The following is an 18,537-nucleotide window of genomic DNA, read 5'->3' as shown; positions in this document are numbered from 1 at the left end:
ATGCTTTCAATGTTCGGCGCCGAAGGAGGCATGGCCGAGCAGGCGTTCGATGGCGGCGGCGGCGCGGTGGCCGTCGGCGAGGGCGTTCAGATGCTGGGCGCGCACCTGCAGCAAGGTGCGCTGCGCGTCCAGCACGTCGATGAAGCCCAGCTTGCCGTATTCGAAGCCCTTGGTGGCGGCGTCGTAGGCGCTGATGGCGCCTGGCAGGATGTCGTTGCGCAGGGCGGCCACGGTTTCGCGCGCGGTGGACAGGTCGGCCACGGCTTGCGCCAGCTCGCTGTCCAGCTGCAGCGTGGCGGCGTTCAGCTCCGCCTCGGCTTTGTTGGCGCGCTGCGCCGACTCCAGCACATTCCCGCGATTGCGGTCGAACAGGGGCAGCGGCACCGAGAAGCCGAGCAAGGCCTGGTTGCGGCCCATTTCCTCGGCGCGCTTGACGCCCACGCTCAGCGTCACGTCCGGCGCGCGGTTGGCCAGGGCCAGTTGCGACTCGGCCTTGCGCTGTTCCAACGCGCGGCGCGCCACCTGCACATTGGGCGCGCCGTTGCGGCGCGCGGCCAGCATGGCGGCATCCGGAATCTCAGGCAGGGGATCGAGCCGGCCTTCGGCCTGCTCGAAGTCCGGCGCCGGCGCGGCCCAGATCGCTGCCAGGCGCTGGCGTGCCGTCGCCAGCGCGGCCGCGGCCTGCGACTGCTCCAGGCGCACGCCGGATTCGGCGACGCGGGCGCGCGTCTCTTCCACCGGCGAGACCTTGCCGGCGGCCACACGGCGCGCCGTGGTGTCGCTGGCGCGTTTGGCCAGTTGCAGCGCATCCTGGGCCAGGCGCAGGCGCTCCTGGGTGATCAGCACATCATAGAAGGCGCCGACCACCTGGGCATGCAGCTCGGTGCGCTGCGCATCGAAACCAGCGGCGGCGTAGTCGCGGCCATGCTCGGCGGCCGCCACGCGGGCGGCGCGCTTGCCGCCCAGTTCCAGCGGCTGGCTAAGCTGCCAGGTGGTTTCGCGCGTCTCGCGGCGGCGGTCCTGCAGGTCGAGCGACAAGGTGGGATTGGGGCGGGCGCCGGCCTGCAGCACGGCGCCGTCCTGGGCCAGCACTTCATGGCGGGCAGCGTTCAGCCCCGGATTGGCTTGCAGCGCGCGGTTGAGCGCCGTCTGCAGCGTCAGCGCGGCAAGGGGCGGCGAAGCCGGAACCACGGCCGCAATCGGGTCGGCCATGGCGGATGAAACGGGCAGGGCGAGCGCACCCAGAACGAGGGCGCGCCAGCCTGCGGATACAGCGTGGGAATACATCGAATTCTCCTGGAAAGGGATGGAATTCGACGAGACTGGTCTGTCTGGCTAAATTGTTGAAATGCTCAGGGAAGAGGCAAGTCTCGCCGCGTCAGGCGAGACGGCGCCAGTCGGGGCGCTTGGGCCCGTCGGCGATAAAGGAAGTGAACGGCGGCGCCTCTTGCGGCGGCCATGCCCCGCTGTCCGGCGACAGTACGGGTGTGGGAGCGGGCAGCAGCGACGCTTGCAGCGACAGGTGGCAGACGCCGCAATCGTCATGGATCTTGGTGGACTTTTTGATTTCGATCGGTTTTTCCGCGCCAGCCTTGTCTTTATGCTCATGCGCGTGATGGCCGAAGTGCTGGCTCTTGCCCGACTCGTGTCCGCAATAGGCGGCAGCCGCCGACCAGGCATACTGGAGCGGGAGGATGGCGAGCAGGAAAATGAGCACAAGTCGTTTCACGCCGGGGATTTTAGCATTATCTGCCGCCAAATACCCTTATCGGAAAACCGGATTTGCCGCCGCCCCATTGCGCAAGGTACCATATCGCAAACGGCTTGCATTTTCGCAGCCAATCCCCAAGGCTTTTCATGACTCAGAACTTCCTCCAGACTTTTATCCTGTTGCTGCTGGTGACAGACCCCTTTGGCAACGTGCCTTTATTCGCCGCCGCCATGTCCTCCGTGCCGCCGGCGCGCCGCCCGCGCGTCGTCATCCGCGAATGTCTGATCGCCAGCGCCGTGCTGCTGATCTTCATGTTCTTCGGCCGCCACTTCCTGAACGCGCTGTCGCTGTCCGAAGCCTCGCTGCGCATCGCCGGCAGCGTGATCCTGCTGCTGATCGCCATCCGCATGATCTTCCCGCATCCCGACGGCGTGCTGGGTCGCACCGAAGGCGGCGAACCCTTCATCGTACCGCTGGCGATTCCCGCCCTGGCCGGCCCTTCGGCCCTGGCCACCGTGCTGTTGTTCTCGCGCGAGAGCACCCATGAAGTGCTGGTGCATGTGGCCGCGCTGGGCGCGCTGCTGGTGGTCTGGCTGGCCGTCTTCCTCGGCGCCGAGCGCCTGCAGAAAGTCCTTGGCCCGCAAGTGATGACGGCGTTCGAGCGTTTGATGGGCCTGATCCTGGCCGCCATGTCGATCGAGATGCTGATGGGCGGCATCCGCGAATTCGTCAAAACCCTATAACTAGCTGTGTGAAATGGAGTTTGACGGAGAAAAACCGCAAGTTGACGGCCTCGCCGAAATCCACTAGCATATTTCCATATCTCCCCAAGCGCTTCGGCACTTGGGCGCGGAGGTCGAAGTATCTCCTGCATCCAACTTCCTCAAGCGTTTTGGCGCTTGGGTGCGGAGCCCCCGAAAGGGGGCTTCTGCATTTCCAGGGGGGGGCAAAAATGGTTGGCGGTGTAAAACCAAGGACAACCGTGTATGTCGATGCCTTCAATCTTTACTTTGGCTCTCTCAAAGGAACTCCGTATCGATGGTTGAATATTTTGGCAATGTGCCGAGCGTACCTGCCAGGTAATGATATTACTGCCATCAAATACTTCACAGCGAAGGTCAGTGCAAGGCCCAACGATCCCCAGCAGCCGGCACGGCAGCAAGCCTACCTGCGTGCGCTGGTGACGATTCCGTGTGTGGAGATCATCTATGGTCATTACTTATCGCATACGGTGCGTGCGCGTTTGGCTGTGCCGCCAGTATCTGGCCCGGCTACAGTTGAAGTTATTAAGACGGAGGAGAAGGGATCCGATGTCAACCTGGCGACGCACTTGATTCACGACGCTCACCTTAATCGTTTTGATATTGCCGTGGTGGTTTCGAATGATTCTGACCTTCTGACTCCAATCAAGTTGGCGCGGGCAGATCTTGGAAAGCTTGTGGGCATACTTAATCCGCAAAGGCATCCAAGTCGCGCTTTACTTCCGCACATTGACTTCCTGAAGCAGATCCGTGGCTCTGCGTTGGCTGCGTCGCAATTTCCTGCGCAATTGCTTGATGCTCGGGGGCGCGTCATACATAAACCGATAGGTTGGTAGCGGTTGTACTTCATCCTAGCCGCTTGACGCGGCAATTTTTTCATCCTATATTTCGAAATATATCTAATTAGATGGAATTCATAATTCGATGAACGCGAGCAACGACACTTTCAAAGCCTTGGCCGATCCGGCGCGGCGCGAGATTTTGCGCCTGCTGCGCCAGGGAGAGATGACGGCCGGCGAGCTGGCTGCGCATTTCGATGTGAGCCGGCCCACGATGTCGCACCACTTCGCGGTGCTGGCCGACGCCGACCTGATTTCGCGCCGGCGCGACGGCCAGACCATCTGGTATTCGCTGAACACCACGGTCCTGCAGGATATGCTGGCCTGGATGATGGAACTGACCGTGACCGAACCGAAAGGGAAGAAGGCATGAGCAAGCGCTATCTCGCAATCTGCTGTCTGTTGATCCTGGTATCCGCCGCGATTACGGCCTGCTGCTACCCGCAGCTGCCGGAGATCATTCCGAATCACTGGGGACTGGACGGCAAAGCCAATGGCTTCGGGCCGCGCTGGCAGGTGTGGCTGCTGGGGCCAGGCTTGATGGCCTTGCTGCTGGCGCTGGCCTTGGCGCTGCCGTTCCTGTCGCCGCGCAAATACGAGATGAAGCCATTCCAGGGCACGGCCGATTTCTTCGTCACCGCCATCATCGGCGCGATGGGCTATTTTCAGGCGGTGATGCTGCTGCAGGTGCGCGGCGTGGAGTTCGATATCGGGCGCGCCATCATGCCCGGCATGTTCCTGCTGCTGATCCTGATTGGCAACCCGCTGGGCAAGGTCAAGCGCAATTTCTACCTGGGCATCCGCACGCCATGGACCTTGGCCGACGAACGCGTATGGCATGCCACGCACCGCTTCTCGGCCCGCTTCATGGTGGCGACCGGCGTGCTTGGCCTGCTGGCGGCCTTGCTGAACGCGCCGTTGCCGCTGCAAGTGCTGCTGCTGGGGGCATGGGGCGTGGTACCCATCGCTTACTCCTTCATCTTCTACAAGCGCCTGCAGCAGGACGGCGCGCTGAAATAAAAAACGCGCCGCTGGAATGGCGGCGCGTTGCTGAGGAAGGCGGGCTGCTTAGATCACGTCGGCGCCCGGCGCACCGAAGAGCTGCTCCTTCAGATGGTGCAGCTGGTCGCGCACCTGGGCGGCTTTTTCGAACTCCAGGTTCTTGGCGTGGTCGATCATCTGCTTCTCCAGGCGTTTGATCTCCTTGCTGATCTGTTTCTCGCTCATGGCCTCGTACTTGGCCGTTTCCTGGGCCACGCCCAGCTCCTCGCGCGCCGCGCTTGGGCTGTAGACGCCATCGATCATGTCCTTGATCACCTTGTGCACGCCGCGCGGCACGATGCCGTTCGCTTCGTTGAAGGCGATCTGCTTGGCGCGGCGGCGTTCCGTCTCGCCGATGGCGCGTTCCATCGAGTCGGTCATATTGTCGGCATAGAGCAGGGCCACGCCGTTCAGGTTACGCGCCGCGCGGCCGATGGTCTGGATCAGCGAGCGCTCGGAGCGCAGGAAGCCTTCCTTGTCCGCGTCCAGGATCGCCACTAGCGACACTTCCGGCAAGTCCAGGCCTTCGCGCAGCAGGTTGATCCCCACCAGCACGTCGAAGGTGCCGATGCGCAGGTCGCGCAGGATTTCCACGCGCTCCACGGTTTCGATGTCGCTGTGCAGATAGCGCACCTTGATGCCGTGGTCGCCCAGGTACTCGGTCAACTGCTCGGCCATGCGCTTGGTCAGCGTCGTCACCAGCACGCGCTCGTTCTTGGCGACGCGGTCCTGGATCTCGGACATCAGATCGTCCACCTGGGTGCGTGCCGGACGCACGATCACCTGCGGGTCGACCAGGCCGGTCGGCCGCACCACCTGTTCCACCACCTGGTCGGCGTGCTTCTTCTCGTAATCGGCCGGCGTGGCGGAAACGAACACCGTCTGGCGCATCTTGCCCTCGAATTCCTCGAACTTGAGCGGACGGTTGTCCAGTGCCGAGGGCAGGCGGAAGCCGTAGTCCACCAGATTGGTTTTGCGCGAACGGTCGCCGTTGTACATGGCGCTCAACTGGCCGACCAGCACATGCGACTCGTCCAGGAACATCAGCGCATCCTTCGGCAGATAGTCGATCAGCGTCGGCGGCGGCTCGCCGGCCTTGGCGCCCGACAGGTGGCGCGAATAGTTCTCGATGCCCTTGGTGAAGCCGATTTCGGACATCATCTCCAGATCGAAGCGGGTGCGCTGCTCCAGGCGCTGTTCCTCGATCAGCTTGTTCTCCTTGCGGAAGAACTCCAGGCGTTCGCGCAGCTCGTCCTTGATGGTTTCGATGGCGCGCAGCACGGTGGAGCGCGGCGTCACATAGTGCGAGCCGGGATAAACGGTGAAGCGCGGGATCTTCTGGCGCACGCGGCCCGTCAGCGGGTCGAACAGCTGGATCGATTCCAGCTCGTCGTCGAACATCTCCAGGCGCACCGCCAGCTCGGCGTGTTCGGCCGGGAAGATGTCGATGGTGTCACCGCGCACGCGGAAGGTGCCGCGGCCAAAGTCCACCTCATTGCGCGTGTACTGCATCTGGATCAGGCGCGCGATCACGTCGCGCTGGCTGACTTTGTCGTTGGCGCGCAAGGTCAGGATCATCTGGTGGTATTCGTTGGGATTACCGATACCGTAAATCGCCGACACCGTGGCCACGATGACCACATCGCGCCGCTCCATCAGCGACTTGGTGCAGGACAGGCGCATCTGCTCGATATGCTCGTTGATCGAGGAATCCTTCTCGATGAACAGGTCACGCTGCGGCACATAAGCTTCCGGCTGATAGTAGTCGTAGTAGGACACGAAATACTCGACCGCGTTCTCTGGGAAGAACTCGCGGAATTCGCTGTAGAGCTGCGCGGCCAGCGTCTTGTTGGGGGCGAACACGATGGCTGGGCGGCCCATGCGCGCGATGACGTTGGCCATCGTATAGGTCTTGCCGGAGCCGGTCACGCCGAGCAGGGTCTGGTACGACAAACCGTCGCTGATGCCCTCGCACAGGCCTTCGATGGCGGTCGGCTGATCGCCGGCGGGAGGGAAGGGCTGGTGCAGCTTGAAGGGAGAATCGGGGAAGGTAATCACTGTCGGCTCTACAACGCCGGGAGTAGCTAGATCAGCCATTTAGTCGGGACCTTTGATAGAATATTGGTTTGCCGGACGCCCTGACCGGATTTTCTTCGGGCGATTGGCAAAATTTCTGCGAACCGCTTCCAATCGAATCCAATCTTATCATGACGAACCCTTCCGTTTTCAGTGCCATCGAAATGGCTCCGCGCGACCCGATTCTGGGCATCACCGAAGCCTTCAACGCAGACACCAACCCAGCCAAAATCAACCTGGGCGTCGGTGTCTATTATGACGACAACGGCAAAGTGCCGCTGCTGGCATGCGTGCAGAAAGCGGAACACCTTCTGATCGAACAGCCCACGCCGCGCACCTACCTGCCGATCGAAGGCCTGGCCGCGTACGACAAGGCGGTGCAGGAGCTGGTATTTGGGGCCGACAGCGCCGTAGTTCAAGAGCGCCGCGCCATTACTGTGCAGGCTATCGGCGGCACCGGCGCGCTGAAGCTGGGCGCCGACTTCCTGCAGCGTTTCTCGCCCGATTCCGAAGTCTTCATCAGCGACCCAAGCTGGGAAAACCACCGTGCCCTGTTCGAGAGCGCCGGCTTCAAGGTCAACAACTACGCCTACTACGACGCCAGCACCCATGGCGTGAACTTCGCCGCCATGCTGGCCGCGTTGAAAGCCATGCCGCGCGGTTCCATCGTCGTGCTGCACGCCTGCTGCCATAACCCGACCGGCGCTGACCTCAGCCAGTCGCAGTGGGACGAAGTGATCGCCGCCGCCGTGGCGGGCGGCCTGATTCCCTTCCTGGACATGGCTTACCAGGGCTTCGGCGCCGGCATCGCCGAAGACGGCGCCGTGGTGCGCCGCTTCGCCGCCACCGGCGTGCCGCTGCTGGTGTCGAACTCCTTCTCCAAATCGTTCTCGCTGTACGGCGAGCGCGTAGGCGCCCTGAGCGTGGTCGCATCCAGCGCCGACGAAGCTTCGCGCCTGCTGTCGCAGCTCAAGCGCGTGGTACGCACCAACTATTCCAACCCGCCTGTCCATGGCGGCAAAGTGGTGGCCACCGTGTTGTCCACGCCAGAGCTGCGCCAGATGTGGGAAGATGAGCTGGCCGGCATGCGCGTGCGCATCAAGGAAATGCGCGAGGCGTTCGTGACGAAATTGAAAGAGAAGGCGCCTGGCCGCGACTTCGACTTCGTGCGCGAGCAGGTCGGCATGTTCTCCTACTCGGGCCTGACGAAAGAGCAGGTGGGCAAGCTGCGCGAACAGTCGATCTACGCCGTGGACACGGGCCGCATCTGCGTGGCCGCGCTGAACTCGCGCAATATCGACATCGTGGTTGACGCCATCGCCAAGGTGCTCTAAAATCTTGGTTCTTCGCGCTGCAATAGCAACGCGAAAGGCAGCAAAAAGTACCGGAAAGAAAGAGTCTTGCGAGACTTGGATTGAAAGTATATACTGTTGCCTCTAATCCCTGATAGCTCAGTCGGTAGAGCGACGGACTGTTAATCCGCAGGTCCCTGGTTCGAGTCCAGGTCGGGGAGCCAGAATAAAGTGAAAAGCCCAGCCTTTATTGGTTGGGCTTTTTGCATTTCACGCCCCGTTCGCGGGGTGGTCCACTTCTTCATATCGAGCGATACCCATGGAAAGCAACGATCAGCGTTACCTGGTTCAGCAAAACAAAATCGGCGACAGCAGCAAGCCGCCCGTCTTCGCACGGGTGATGCGCAGCAAAGAGGGCGTGTTCGAAGGCGTTTCCTTCATCAAGAACAAGGAAAAAGCGACGGTGATGACGATCGCCCAAGCGCAGGAAGCCATTGCCTGGGCGGAAAAGAAGAAGGCTGGAGCGAAGGAATACGCGACAAAAATCATCTGCGTCGGCCAGTAATCGCATCAAAGACCGAACTCCCGGCGCTGTTGCTCCAAAAAGCTTAGGCGTTCGGAAGTGCGTTGGCGCAATTCGGTCAGTGACGATATGCAGGTATCTGCAAAAGGACTCGCTCGAATGGATAAGAATCTCGAACAGCTAATCATTGAATATCAAACTCGCGTACGAGAAGCGGTAGCTTTGATGTATCGGTCTGGAGTGGCAATGCCGTACAGTTCTTTCGCATGGATGAAATCTGATATTCCTATGCACGGCATTCTTGATGGTGGCGTCGAATACTTCAAACATGGTGCAGGTTGCCTGGTGCAATTGGAAACGGGAGAGATTGATTTCGATTTCGGGGACGACGGCGAGATTGACGGATTCGACCTTTGGAGACTGACTCGATTTATGGGGGGGCGTCTTCCTCGTTTCGGCTTTGCTAGTGCAGAGCAAATTGAGCAATCGTTCTCTGATGCGGTAGATTCAGGTAAATTAAACTCAGAAGGCGGTCTCTATTATTTAACAGATACCCCGCGCATGTTTGCTGTTGACATCGATTCCACCCGGCCGGGCGATATACTTCCCAGCAAAAATCACGATAAAGTTCTTACCTTATATGCCCACTACTTCGAGGCGGCCGATTTGATGCGTGAGAACTTTGAAAAGCTCGATGCGAAATGGAGGAAGGCAGGAAAGCTGAGCCGCAATGACGAAATTCAGAACAGGATTTACTTCTTCTCTTGGGTCGGATTTCTAGCGGTCACATGCGAAGGATTTAAAAATGCGAACATGCATCTTCTGCTTTCCAAAAACCGCCCGGAACGCTTCAAGGACTTGCTCCCTTTGTCGAACGCGTTAGGACGAATGATCAACACTCACTGGGATCCGCTTAGGGAGTTTAGAAACAACGTGTTCCACCTTCGCGAGAGTCCAGAGAAGATTCGTAAATTCTTTTCGAAAGAAGCAGACCGGCTTTCTTGGGCACTTGAATTGCACGATACTTTGAAGCGCTTCTTTACAGACTATCGGATTCAGTGCACAGTCCACTATGCCATGAATAGACGAAAAGGCGAGATAGACATCGAACGAGGTCGTACTCGGCACACCTTTCAAGCATAGCTGAGTTCTAAAAGGCATACTTGGGCGGCACCGATAAAAGTAAAGTCTGGAGGCATTTGCGAGTAAAGGCAGGGCATGAGCATCTCAAAGTGCATGACCTTTGGCATCAGTTTGCGTCGATCTTGGTCAACGCTGGCCCATACTATCCACAAGGCTCAGAAATCCTTGAGCACTCGGGTATGAAGAGGCGGAGCGATACGCGCACTTGTCGTTGAGGACGTTGGCGATGCACATGGAAAGCAACGATCAGCGTTACCTGGTTCAGCAAAACAAATCAGCGACAGCAGCAAGCCGCCCGTCTTCGCCAGGGTCATGCGCAGCAAAGAGGGCGTGTTCGAAGGTGTTTCCTTCATCAAGAACAAGGAAAAAGCGACGGTGATGACGATCGCCCAAGCCGAAGAGGCCATCACCTGGGCGGCAAAGAAAAAATCCGCAGCACACGAATACGCGACCAAAATCATCTGCGTCGGCCAATAGTGCGGCAGAAGGTAGGGCACGATACGCGTGAGTGAATGGGCCATGCGCCTCCCTATCTAAAGCGCCGCTTGTGCGGGCGGAAAGCCGCTTGTCGCCGTGACCATGCCGAAAGTCATCCTCGCGGTCCATGTCTTATGGCACATGCGCGGCCTGCTCTCGCTCCCTAAAATCGATGCACTGATCCAGCCCTTTCGGACGCTGGAATCAGCCTTCAATTTTTCAGGGAGTTCTATGTCCAGGCTATTGCACTTTTCCTTCACGGCCGCAGTCGCGCTGCTGTCTGCCACGGCGGCGGCGGAAGATTTTTACGCGGGCGCGACTGTTTCCAAAGGTGGCGAGCTGCGTTTCACCAATCCCATCAACCAGAAGTCCAGCAACGCCGATGCAAAGGCTTCGTTCAAGGTGTATGGCGGCTATGCGCTGAGCGAGTTGCTGGCGGTGGAAGCGGGCTACACCCACGGCGGCAGCACGCGCTTCGATAAGGCGGCCATCGGCATGACCGATGACGCCACCTTCAAGATGTCCAACTTCTACCTCGCGGGCCGCCTGAATCATCAATTCAATGATGAGTGGTCGGTGTTCGGCAAGGCCGGCGTGGCGCGCAGCCGCTTCAAAGCGAGCGGCAGTGGCGAGTCGGACAGCATCTCTTCCACCAAGCCTTTGGTGGGCGTAGGCATGGCCTACAACTTCACCAAGAACGCGGCGGCAACGGTGGAATATGAACACATCGGCGCCACGCGCAAGAATGGCATCAACATCAAGCAAAATAGATTGCAGCTGGGTGTGAGGTTCGGTTTTTAAGCCTTCAATAACTGTAGCGCAGCATCAGCGAGTTCGTCACCCCAGTGCGCTGGGCGGTGCGCGGACTCGCTGCGGCATCGCCTTGCAGGCGGCTGACCTGTACCGATGTCACCAGCGTGAACTTGCGGTTCAACTCCCAGCTCCAGCGCACATTCGCATAGCTGTCGTGCAGACCGCCGCCAGGGTGGTAACGGGCCGTGCCGAAATCGGACTGCATATAGGTGCGATCCACCAGATTCACACCGGCACTCAGGGCCAGAAAATGATGGGGTACGAGTGCGAATTGCGTGCCGGTTTGCAGGTTGAGCAGGACGCCGCTCCCCTCGCTGCTGGCCGGCGCATAGGCGTGGGCGTGCAGCGACAGCTCGCTTAGTGGATGGTAATCGACGAAGCCGCCGAACACGGGACGCAACCGGCTGCTGCCGCCATCTGCCCGGCGCGCGCCAAGATCGAGCGCAATCACCGGCCCGTATTGCAATAGCGGCTGTTTCGACATTCGCATGCCCAGCGACAGACCATTCAGAAACACGCCGTTATCCCAATCCACCGAAAACTGCGGCACCAGATACATCGAGCGCCTGGCGCTGCCCGGCTTGTCCGGTGCGTAGCCGAGCAGGGCGCCGACGGCAATGTCTTTCGATCCTTCTGGCAGCAGCCTGAAATCCGATTGGGCCCATGCGGGCAGGGCGGCGGCCAGAGCGCCAACAGCAATGAGGTACTTCACCATCTCAGATATGTCCCAATTCAAGTCCGCGCAGCACGGCGCGCACACGGTCGCGCACACCGAGCTTGGCGAGAATGCTGGACACATGGTTTTTGATTGTGCCTTCGCTCGGCCCCAAGGCCTGGCTGATTTCGGCATTGTTGAAGCCCGCCGCCATCAGCGCCAGGATCTCGGTTTCGCGGCTGGTCAGCGGCGTGGAGATATCGGGTGCGGGCACGGTATTTACCGGTTTCTCATAGGCGGCGCGGGTACGCTCGGTCAATGCCGGCCGGAATAGCGTGCCGCCAGCAGCGACGCTGCGTATGCCTTCGGCCAGGCGTTCCAGCGAAATATCCTTGAGCAGAAAGCCGCGCGCACCGGCACGCATGCCTTCGAAGAGGGCGTTGTCGTCGTCGAAGGTGGTGAGCAGGATGGTGGGCGGTAAACGCCCTTGTTCGCGCTGCAGCAGTTCGATGCCGCTGCAATTGGGCATGCGCACGTCGAGCAGCAGCACGTCGGCCTCGGTTTGCCCGATGAGCTGCGCCGCTTCCGCGCCATCGGCCGCTTCGGCGATGACGCGGATGTCGGGCGTCAGGTCGAGCAGGCCGCGGATGCCGCTGCGCACCAGCATCTGATCGTCCACCAGCAACACGCGGATCATGCTTGCACTCCCTTCATGGGCAGGGACAGTTCAAGCCAGAAGCCTTGCAGCGCGGCGCTGCCGGTGCGCAGCACGCCGCCATGCGCGGCCAGGCGCTCGCGCATGCCGCGCAGGCCGTTGCCTTCGGGCGCGTCGCCGCTGCCGTTGCCGTTGTCGGCGATATGCACCAGCAGCACATCCCCCTTTCCCCGTATCTCGATGCTGAGACGGCTCGCGCCGGCATGGCGCACGGCGTTGGTGACGGCTTCCTGCACGCAGCACAGCAGCGTGTGGGCGGCAGCAGGCGAGCAGGCGTCGGCCTGCGCGTCCATGCTCAATTCAATGGCCGGCGCGGGAATGCCGGCGCACAGCAGCTGCAAGGCCTGGCGCAGATGGATATCCTGCTCCTGCCTTTCCGCGCTGACGATGCCGCGCACCTCGGCCAGCAGCGAATGCGACAGCTCGCGTGCCGTGGCCAGGGCCGTTGCGGGTTTGTCGCCGGACTGGCGGCTGGCCAGGTCGAGATGCAGATTGAGCGCGGTCAGATGGTGGCCGACCGCGTCATGCAGGTTGCGCGCGATGCGCATGCGTTCGGAGGCGCGCACCGTATCGCCGAGCAGGGACTGGGTCGCGCGCAGCTGGGCGTGGGAGGCCGCCAGCTGCATGCGCCCCTGCAGTTCCTGGCGTGCCAGCCAGGCCAGGGCAAAGCCGAGCATGAGCAGGCAGCGTTCGGTGCTGAATATCGCCATCAGCGTGAGAAACCGTCCGTCGCCCAGCTCCTGGCTGGCGCTGGCGAGCATCAGCATATCGACGCCGACGCCCAGTAGAATCTGGATGGCCAGGCAGGCCAGTGCGCGGCGCAGCGGCAGCAAGGCGCCGAGCTGCACCGCCACCAGCAGATGAAAGGCGAGCGAATTGAGAGCGAGGGCGGCCAGCAATTGGGCGGCAAGGGCCAGATGCTTGAGAATCGGTGCGCATTTCAGCGCGGGACGGGTGCGCCACCACATCAGGCCAATAATGACGATGACCAGCAGGGCTTTCAGCGCCAGAAAAAGCTGGAAGCTCAGCTCCACCCGGTCACTGCCGGCGCGCAGCAGGGATGGCGCGGGCGTAAGGAAGGTGGCCAGATAACACGCCAGCAGGCCGGGTGGATTGATCATCTCGGTCCATTGCGCTCCGCCCGCCAGCGCCGCGCCCAGTTCGAGGGCGGCAAAGACGGCGGCGGTCAGCAGTCCGGTAGCGCGGTAGCGCCGGATGGTGGGAAGGGCCGGCTTGGCGGGGATTGCAATCGGTATGGCGGTCATCGGGCCTGTCATTTTGGTAAGTTTTGGCGGGGCCATTCTACGCGGTACGGGCATGCCGGCAAAGTGCCGGAAGTCATGCGCCCTGACTTCCGGCATATGCCGCGCCTGGCGCGCTGCGGTAGAATCGGCGCCCTACCAGTCTTTATGCCGGGGATAAGCTTGATGAGAATGCCGAAGTGGATGGCGCTGCCCTTATGTCTGCTGGCTTGCGCCGCAGCGGCGGAAGAGGTGACCAAAGTAGTGGTGGTGGCGGCGCGCGACGCCGAATGGCACAGCTACCGCCACGCCTACAAGGCGGCGCGCTCCTTCGAGCCTTTATTGAAAACCCGCCCTTTGATCCAGGCGCATATGCAGATCCGGCCCAACCAGCCGGAAGAGCCGATGGAAGGCTTGCAGCTGCAGTTAAGCGGCGAGAGCGTCAATCAGGATATCCCCGTCGACGCGCTGGGCCGCGCCACCTTGCCCATGCTGAAGCAGGCCTATGACGAAGACGCCGTGCTACGCCTGAACCGCCAGCGTGGTCATTACCATTTCAGCGGCCGCTATTCGATCCGCGAGCGCGAAGACGGCATATACAGCGGCGCCGATCTGCGTGCCGCTTGCGAACAGCTGCTGAGCGCGCAGCGCGACTCGGGCTACCGTCTGCGCCTGCTCGGCAAAAAATGCGTGGGCGTGAAATTCGTCTATCCCACCGATGGACCCACGCCGGACGTGGTGTACCGGGGCGCCGATGGCCAGCTGACGCCGCTTGCCACGGCGCTTGGCTATCCCTTTGAAAACCCCACCATGGGCACGTATCGCCTTGCCATTTACCGCTTTCCCGATTGGCCCGATACCGGCGAGGTGCTTGCGCACAGCAAGCCGCTGGCGGTGGGAACCGTGTACGAATAAGCCAGAAATAGCCGTCCCGCGTTGCGAAACGCAGTCCTTTTTGTTTTTTCTACGCAATTCGGGTGGACGGGCGGTTACCGCTTCGGTATTCTTTCAGTATCCAGTAATCCCTCAGCTAGCCGCGACCCGGCATGGAGAGATGAAGTTAGCTGCCTGTCAATACAGGCTGTTTTAGTTGTGTATTGCGCAAGCCGCTCCGGCGGGCCGCAATATTTACCGGGGTTGCAAATGAATATGGAAGACGAACGGGTGATTTACGGAACGGAAGACCTGCTGGCCAGCTTGTGCACATCGGTCACGCGGGTGCTGAATGTAGCGACACAAAGCAAAATCAATTACTCCGCGATGGTTCAGCGCATCACGAAGATCGGCCTGAAGCCCGATATCGGCTGCTTCGTGCTGTTCGACGGCGGCTTTACCGGCCTGGTGGTGCTGAACTTCGCCGCCGATACGGCGATGGAGATTTACGAACGCTATATGCTGCACATGGGCATGCCGAAGTCGGAGCTGGCCGGTTCCTATACCTCGGACGAAGTGGCCAACATCATGGGCGAGCTGATGAACCAGATCGTCGGCGATTTCACCGGCAAGGTGCGCCGCGAGCTGCAAACCAATATCACCCAGAACCAGCCGAAGATGCTGGTGCTGACCAAGCAGGTCATGCTGAACGTGGATACGCCGCTGGACCGTCCGGAAATGCGCCGCGTCTCCTTCTTCACCGAGAAGAACAATATCTTCTACCTGGAGCTGGCGATCGACCGCACCGAATTCATCAAGCTGCACGATTTCGAGGTCAACGAGATTGCTGACCCGGACGCGCTGCTCGATATGGAGCGCGCCAACAGCCAGAACGCCGCATCGGCCGCCCCGGCTTCGGCCATCGACGACGATGCCGACGAGCTGCTGAAATCGCTGGGCATGTAAGACCGCCCAGTACTCTAAAGCAAAAAAGGCCGCATGCGAATGCGGCCTTTGCTTTTCCACTTGGACTTGCGCTTAGAAGTCCATCGTGGCCGAGAGCTGAACGGTGCGCGGCGCGCCCAGGCCCAGGCTGGCCAGCAGCGGCATGCCCCAGTAAGCCTTGTTGGTCACGTTGTTGACGCTGGCGCGCAGCGTCAGCGGCTTGCCTGCCGCCTTGGTGACATAGCGCGCACCGAGATCAAACACGGTATGGCCGCCCGCCGCCATCGAGTTGTCGGCGCTGATGTATTGCTTCGACACGGAGGTGGCGTTGGCCGTCAGCGCCATGCCCTGCACGGTAGGCACATCCCATTCCGCACCGAGCTTGCCTTGCAGCTTGGGCAGGCCGGTGGCGATCTTACCCTCATTGACGCCGCCCGCGCTGCGCGTCAGCTTGGGGTCCACATAGGCGACGCCGCCCATCAGGCGCACATTGCGTAGCGGCGTGCCGAAGAAGCTCCACTCCACGCCGCGGTTGCGCTGTTCGCCGCCGAACGAGAAGATATTCGTCACGGGATCGGTATAGCTGCTGGGGCGCTTGATCTCATACAGGCTGGCCGTATGCGCGAATTCGCCCAGGTCGAGTTTCAGGCCGATCTCTTTTTGCTTGGTCTTGTACGGCGCGAAGATTTCACCCGCGTTGGCGGCCGTCATCGGCGCGGTGGCTCCCTGGCTCAAACCCTCGACGTAGTTGGCGTACAGCGAGATGCGCTTGGTGGCCTTGAACAGCAGGGCGGCCGCCGGCGTCACGGCGCTTTCATCGTAGCGCGAGGTGCGCGCGCCGGTCGCCACGCTGAAGGCGTCGCTGAGCACGCGCTGATGGCGCGCGCCCAGGGTCAGCTGCACCGTATCCTGCGCAAACGAGAGCGTGTCGGCCAGGCCCACGCTGCTCAGGCGTACCTTGGTCTTGGCGATATGCGGCAGGACCAGGACGGGGGCCGTATTCCACACCGGGTTGTAGATATTGGTGGTCCACTCCGCGCTCGGTACGCTGCGGCGGCCGTAGTCGTCCTGGTGATGCTGGTAGTGGGTGGCGTTCAGCGCCCATTGGTGGCTGATGCCGCCGGTTTTGAACTTGCCTTTCAGGCCCAGGTCCGCCGCCTTCTTCTCCACATCGAATCCCAGTTGGCCGATGATGGTGCGGTAGTAGCCCGCCGCGTTGAGCACCTGGCCGATCGAGGCGCCGTTGTATTTGTAATCGGTCTTGCTGGCGCCAAAGGCAGCATAGGCCTGCAGATTTTCGCTCAGATCAAAGTCGCCGCGCGCGATGATGCCTTTGTCCTTGGTTTCGACGAAAGACCAGTCGGGGTTGAGCAGGGTATCGGCTTTCGGCGGACGGGGAATCGCCACGCCAGGCGCCAGGCTGATGCCGCGCGTGACGCCGTCCACGCGGTCGGTGCTGGTGTACATATCGAGCGACAGGCGGCTACGCTCGCCGCGCCAGTCCAGGCCGAGGGAAGCCAGGTGGACTTTCTTGTCCTGCCGTTTGACGGCGCCTTCGCCGTCGCGGTAGGCGCCGTTGAAGCGCAGGCCGAACTGCTTGTTCTCGCCCCAGCGCCGGCCCACATCGAGGTGGCCGCCGAACTGGGCGTCGGACATATAGCTCGCCGTCACGCGCGTCAACGGCGTGTCGCCCGCGCGTTTGGGCACGAGGTTGACGGTGCCGCCCACCGAGCCGCCCGGCGGCATGCCGTTGAGCAGGGCCGACGGGCCTTTCAGGACTTCGACGCGCTCGAACATTTCCGGCGAGGTGCGGTAATAGGGCGCCATGCCGAACAGGCCGCCGACGGTCATATCGCTGGTGCCGGAACCGAAGCCGCGGATGGAGTAGTTCTCGCTCCAGGCACCGGTGACGCCATTGCTGAACACCGTCGGGTCGGTGGCGGCGATCACGTCGGCGATGTTTTGCGCCTGGCGGTCGGCGATGAATTTATCGGTATAGCTGATGGTGCTGAACGGCGTTTCCATGAAGTCCTTGTCGCCCAGCAGGCCGACGCGGCCGCCCGACGCCACCTGGCCGCCGGCATAGGCGTCGGTGGCGGAGATGGCTTGTCCCTGCACCGTCACCGTGGCCATGGTGGCCGCGTCCTGCGGCGCGCTCTTGCGCGTGCCAGCCGCGTCGCCGGCGGCCGCAGTCTGTGCCAGTGCCAGCGGGGCGGCGCCCACGGCCAGCCCCAGCAGCAGCGCGATGCGCATCGCGGCGCCCGGCTTGAGCGCAAAGGGCAGGGAGAGGTGCGCTGGCGGCTGTGCAGTGCTGGCGTAGCGTTGATGGGAACGGCGGTGGGTCATACGACTTCCTTTCAGTTGAGGCAGGGTTCGCGCCTGGCGAACCCTTTGATAAAATGAGAACTATTACGCTTTGCGATGAAAATGAGGACGGGCCGGCGTTCAGCCCTGGTAGCCCTTGAGCACATCGTCGACCACGATCTTCAGCGCGCTCAGGCAGGCGCCCGTGGTGTACCAGGCGTCGGCGTCGACAAAGACCACGCGGCCGTTTTTCCATGCCTTGGTCTGGCGCAGCAGCGGGTTGCTGACCTGGGCGGCGTCGATGACGGGACGGCGGTCCATCACGGCGGTGCGGTCCACCACGTAGAGGATGTCGGGATCGGCTTGCTGGATGAATTCGCTGGAGATGGGCTGGCCGTGCAGGCTGGTTTCCACGGCCGTGCTGGCCGGCTGCACGCCCAGGGCGTTGAACACGAAGCCATAGCGCGAGCGCACGCCGAAGGAACTGAAGGCGCCATTGTTATGCAGTACGATCAATGCCTTCTCGGGGCGGCCGGTGGTCGTGCGGCGCGCGGCCTGTACCTTGGCGTCGAGTTCGTCGGCCTTGGCGCGTGCCACGTCTTCCTTGCCGAAGATGCGGCCCAGGGTCAGCAGATGGTCTTTGACGACGTCGAAGTGGCCGCTCTGGCTGTTGCCAAAGTCCACGTCGAAATGCAGAGTGGGCGCGATCTCGCTCAATTCCTGGTAGTGGTTGGCCTGCAGCGGCGTAATCAGCACCAGATCGGGATGCAGGGCGTGCACGCGTTCCAGATTGGGCTGGACGATGGCGCCCAGATCCTGCACCTGCGCGTCGTCCTTGTACTTGGCCAGGAAATGCGGCACAAAGTCCTTCACCATGCCGGCGATCGGAACGCCGAGCTGGTCGAGGAAATCGGCCTCGTTCATTTCCAGGGCCGCCACGCGCTGCGGGCGTTGCTGGAGCGTGGTCGTGCCGAGCTTGTGCTTGACGGTGATCGGTTCGAAGCCGGGCGTGGCGGGTGTTGCCACCGCCGACGCGACAGGCTCGGATTTGCGGCCGCAGCCGTACAGGGCCGCCGAGGCGGCCAGCGCCAGGAGGAAGGTTCTACGCTCGATGCTCATGCTGGTATT

19 protein-coding genes and 1 tRNA gene are annotated in these 18,537 nt (G+C 61.6%); 11 read left to right on the top strand and 9 right to left on the bottom strand.

What is annotated here, in order from left to right:
• Nucleotides 1-6 precede the first annotated feature (6 nt).
• The gene (locus FHS03_RS09180; RefSeq protein WP_229426130.1) at nt 7-1,287 is read right to left on the bottom strand and encodes a TolC family protein; all 1,281 of its coding nucleotides are present in this window, start codon (nt 1,285-1,287) and stop codon (nt 7-9) included.
• Between the two features lie 91 nt (nt 1,288-1,378).
• Nucleotides 1,379-1,729 carry a cation efflux protein, CzcI family gene (gene czcI, locus FHS03_RS09175; protein ID WP_183440695.1) on the bottom strand — a complete coding sequence of 117 codons (351 nt, stop codon included), beginning with the start codon at nt 1,727-1,729 and terminating at the stop codon, nt 1,379-1,381.
• Between the two features lie 128 nt (nt 1,730-1,857).
• On the opposite strand from czcI, the gene FHS03_RS09170 reads away from it, so the two are divergent.
• The 4 genes from FHS03_RS09170 (at nt 1,858) to FHS03_RS09155 (ending at nt 4,331) form a co-directional block, all read left to right on the top strand.
• Nucleotides 1,858-2,454: a MarC family protein gene (locus tag FHS03_RS09170; protein WP_050412240.1), complete on the top strand. Its 597-nt coding sequence runs from the start codon at nt 1,858-1,860 to the stop codon at nt 2,452-2,454.
• 239 nt (nt 2,455-2,693) lie between these two features.
• Nucleotides 2,694-3,308: an NYN domain-containing protein gene (locus FHS03_RS09165; RefSeq protein ID WP_371871638.1), complete on the top strand. Its 615-nt coding sequence runs from the start codon at nt 2,694-2,696 to the stop codon at nt 3,306-3,308.
• A gap of 88 nt (nt 3,309-3,396) precedes the next feature.
• Entirely contained in the window at nt 3,397-3,684 is a 288-nt protein-coding gene (locus FHS03_RS09160) for an autorepressor SdpR family transcription factor (protein ID WP_183440693.1), read from the top strand.
• Entirely contained in the window at nt 3,681-4,331 is a 651-nt protein-coding gene (locus FHS03_RS09155) for an SdpI family protein (protein WP_183440692.1), read from the top strand. Before FHS03_RS09160 ends, FHS03_RS09155 begins: the two co-directional genes overlap by 4 nt.
• A gap of 48 nt (nt 4,332-4,379) precedes the next feature.
• On the opposite strand, the gene uvrB is transcribed toward FHS03_RS09155, so the two are convergent.
• Nucleotides 4,380-6,449, bottom strand: a complete 2,070-nt coding sequence (gene uvrB, locus FHS03_RS09150; RefSeq protein WP_229426129.1) for an excinuclease ABC subunit UvrB — start codon at nt 6,447-6,449, stop codon at nt 4,380-4,382.
• A gap of 110 nt (nt 6,450-6,559) precedes the next feature.
• On the opposite strand from uvrB, the gene FHS03_RS09145 reads away from it, so the two are divergent.
• The 4 genes from FHS03_RS09145 to FHS03_RS09130 all read left to right on the top strand — a co-directional run bounded on the left by FHS03_RS09145 (nt 6,560) and on the right by FHS03_RS09130 (nt 9,386).
• Nucleotides 6,560-7,762 (top strand): amino acid aminotransferase, encoded by a 1,203-nt coding sequence (locus FHS03_RS09145; protein WP_183440690.1) that lies wholly within the window; start codon nt 6,560-6,562, stop codon nt 7,760-7,762.
• A 106-nt stretch (nt 7,763-7,868) separates the two neighbouring features.
• Nucleotides 7,869-7,944, top strand: a tRNA-Asn gene (locus FHS03_RS09140).
• Nucleotides 7,945-8,039: 95 nt separating this feature from the next.
• Nucleotides 8,040-8,285 carry a hypothetical protein gene (locus tag FHS03_RS09135; protein WP_183440689.1) on the top strand — a complete coding sequence of 82 codons (246 nt, stop codon included), beginning with the start codon at nt 8,040-8,042 and terminating at the stop codon, nt 8,283-8,285.
• Between the two features lie 117 nt (nt 8,286-8,402).
• The gene (locus FHS03_RS09130) at nt 8,403-9,386 is read left to right on the top strand and encodes a DUF6896 domain-containing protein (protein WP_183440688.1); all 984 of its coding nucleotides are present in this window, start codon (nt 8,403-8,405) and stop codon (nt 9,384-9,386) included.
• A gap of 155 nt (nt 9,387-9,541) precedes the next feature.
• Here the strand turns inward: FHS03_RS09130 and FHS03_RS09125 are convergent, their stop codons facing one another.
• The gene (locus tag FHS03_RS09125; RefSeq protein ID WP_183440687.1) at nt 9,542-9,907 is read right to left on the bottom strand and encodes a hypothetical protein; all 366 of its coding nucleotides are present in this window, start codon (nt 9,905-9,907) and stop codon (nt 9,542-9,544) included.
• A gap of 58 nt (nt 9,908-9,965) precedes the next feature.
• On the opposite strand from FHS03_RS09125, the gene FHS03_RS09120 reads away from it, so the two are divergent.
• Nucleotides 9,966-10,664 carry a porin family protein gene (locus FHS03_RS09120; RefSeq protein WP_183440686.1) on the top strand — a complete coding sequence of 233 codons (699 nt, stop codon included), beginning with the start codon at nt 9,966-9,968 and terminating at the stop codon, nt 10,662-10,664.
• Nucleotides 10,665-10,668: 4 nt separating this feature from the next.
• Here FHS03_RS09120 and FHS03_RS09115 read toward each other — a convergent pair whose 3' ends face one another.
• From FHS03_RS09115 to FHS03_RS09105, 3 genes are read right to left on the bottom strand one after another with little or no spacing between them, the layout of a single operon-like run.
• Complete coding sequence (locus tag FHS03_RS09115; RefSeq protein ID WP_183440685.1) at nt 10,669-11,391, bottom strand: MipA/OmpV family protein; 723 nt, start codon at nt 11,389-11,391, stop codon at nt 10,669-10,671.
• Between the two features lies 1 nt (nt 11,392).
• Nucleotides 11,393-12,028, bottom strand: a complete 636-nt coding sequence (locus FHS03_RS09110) for a response regulator (protein WP_183440684.1) — start codon at nt 12,026-12,028, stop codon at nt 11,393-11,395.
• The gene (locus tag FHS03_RS09105) at nt 12,025-13,311 is read right to left on the bottom strand and encodes a sensor histidine kinase (protein ID WP_183440683.1); all 1,287 of its coding nucleotides are present in this window, start codon (nt 13,309-13,311) and stop codon (nt 12,025-12,027) included. Before FHS03_RS09105 ends, FHS03_RS09110 begins: the two co-directional genes overlap by 4 nt.
• A gap of 162 nt (nt 13,312-13,473) precedes the next feature.
• Between FHS03_RS09105 and FHS03_RS09100 the strand changes: the two genes are divergently transcribed.
• Nucleotides 13,474-14,202 (top strand): hypothetical protein, encoded by a 729-nt coding sequence (locus FHS03_RS09100; protein ID WP_183440682.1) that lies wholly within the window; start codon nt 13,474-13,476, stop codon nt 14,200-14,202.
• A 228-nt stretch (nt 14,203-14,430) separates the two neighbouring features.
• Nucleotides 14,431-15,126 carry a DUF3334 family protein gene (locus FHS03_RS09095; RefSeq protein ID WP_183440681.1) on the top strand — a complete coding sequence of 232 codons (696 nt, stop codon included), beginning with the start codon at nt 14,431-14,433 and terminating at the stop codon, nt 15,124-15,126.
• A gap of 72 nt (nt 15,127-15,198) precedes the next feature.
• On the opposite strand, the gene FHS03_RS09090 is transcribed toward FHS03_RS09095, so the two are convergent.
• A complete protein-coding gene (locus FHS03_RS09090) occupies nt 15,199-17,358 on the bottom strand; it encodes a TonB-dependent receptor (protein ID WP_183440876.1) in 2,160 nt (719 codons plus the stop codon).
• A gap of 192 nt (nt 17,359-17,550) precedes the next feature.
• On the bottom strand, nt 17,551-18,528 hold the full coding sequence (locus tag FHS03_RS09085) for a siderophore ABC transporter substrate-binding protein (RefSeq protein WP_183440680.1): 978 nt from the start codon (nt 18,526-18,528) through the stop codon (nt 17,551-17,553).
• Nucleotides 18,529-18,537: the final 9 nt, after the last annotated feature.

Origin of the sequence: Pseudoduganella violacea, from assembly GCF_014191875.1 — a bacterium.
GTDB lineage: Bacteria > Pseudomonadota > Gammaproteobacteria > Burkholderiales > Burkholderiaceae_D > Rugamonas > Rugamonas violacea_A.
The sequence above is the reverse complement of the archived record's forward strand: the minus strand, read 5'-3'. Positions and strand labels throughout refer to the sequence as shown.

Coding starts and splice junctions, on each gene's coding strand:
- FHS03_RS09180 (WP_229426130.1), bottom strand. CDS start 1,287: ATGTATTCCCACGCTGTATCCGCAGGCTGGCGCGCCCTCGTTCTGGGT.
- FHS03_RS09170 (WP_050412240.1), top strand. CDS start 1,858: ATGACTCAGAACTTCCTCCAGACTTTTATCCTGTTGCTGCTGGTGACA.
- FHS03_RS09160 (WP_183440693.1), top strand. CDS start 3,397: ATGAACGCGAGCAACGACACTTTCAAAGCCTTGGCCGATCCGGCGCGG.
- FHS03_RS09155 (WP_183440692.1), top strand. CDS start 3,681: ATGAGCAAGCGCTATCTCGCAATCTGCTGTCTGTTGATCCTGGTATCC.
- uvrB (WP_229426129.1), bottom strand. CDS start 6,449: ATGGCTGATCTAGCTACTCCCGGCGTTGTAGAGCCGACAGTGATTACC.
- FHS03_RS09145 (WP_183440690.1), top strand. CDS start 6,560: ATGACGAACCCTTCCGTTTTCAGTGCCATCGAAATGGCTCCGCGCGAC.
- FHS03_RS09135 (WP_183440689.1), top strand. CDS start 8,040: ATGGAAAGCAACGATCAGCGTTACCTGGTTCAGCAAAACAAAATCGGC.
- FHS03_RS09130 (WP_183440688.1), top strand. CDS start 8,403: ATGGATAAGAATCTCGAACAGCTAATCATTGAATATCAAACTCGCGTA.
- FHS03_RS09125 (WP_183440687.1), bottom strand. CDS start 9,907: ATGGCCCATTCACTCACGCGTATCGTGCCCTACCTTCTGCCGCACTAT.
- FHS03_RS09120 (WP_183440686.1), top strand. CDS start 9,966: ATGCCGAAAGTCATCCTCGCGGTCCATGTCTTATGGCACATGCGCGGC.
- FHS03_RS09115 (WP_183440685.1), bottom strand. CDS start 11,391: ATGGTGAAGTACCTCATTGCTGTTGGCGCTCTGGCCGCCGCCCTGCCC.
- FHS03_RS09110 (WP_183440684.1), bottom strand. CDS start 12,028: ATGATCCGCGTGTTGCTGGTGGACGATCAGATGCTGGTGCGCAGCGGC.
- FHS03_RS09105 (WP_183440683.1), bottom strand. CDS start 13,311: ATGACCGCCATACCGATTGCAATCCCCGCCAAGCCGGCCCTTCCCACC.
- FHS03_RS09100 (WP_183440682.1), top strand. CDS start 13,474: ATGAGAATGCCGAAGTGGATGGCGCTGCCCTTATGTCTGCTGGCTTGC.
- FHS03_RS09095 (WP_183440681.1), top strand. CDS start 14,431: ATGAATATGGAAGACGAACGGGTGATTTACGGAACGGAAGACCTGCTG.
- FHS03_RS09090 (WP_183440876.1), bottom strand. CDS start 17,358: ATGCGCATCGCGCTGCTGCTGGGGCTGGCCGTGGGCGCCGCCCCGCTG.
- FHS03_RS09085 (WP_183440680.1), bottom strand. CDS start 18,528: ATGAGCATCGAGCGTAGAACCTTCCTCCTGGCGCTGGCCGCCTCGGCG.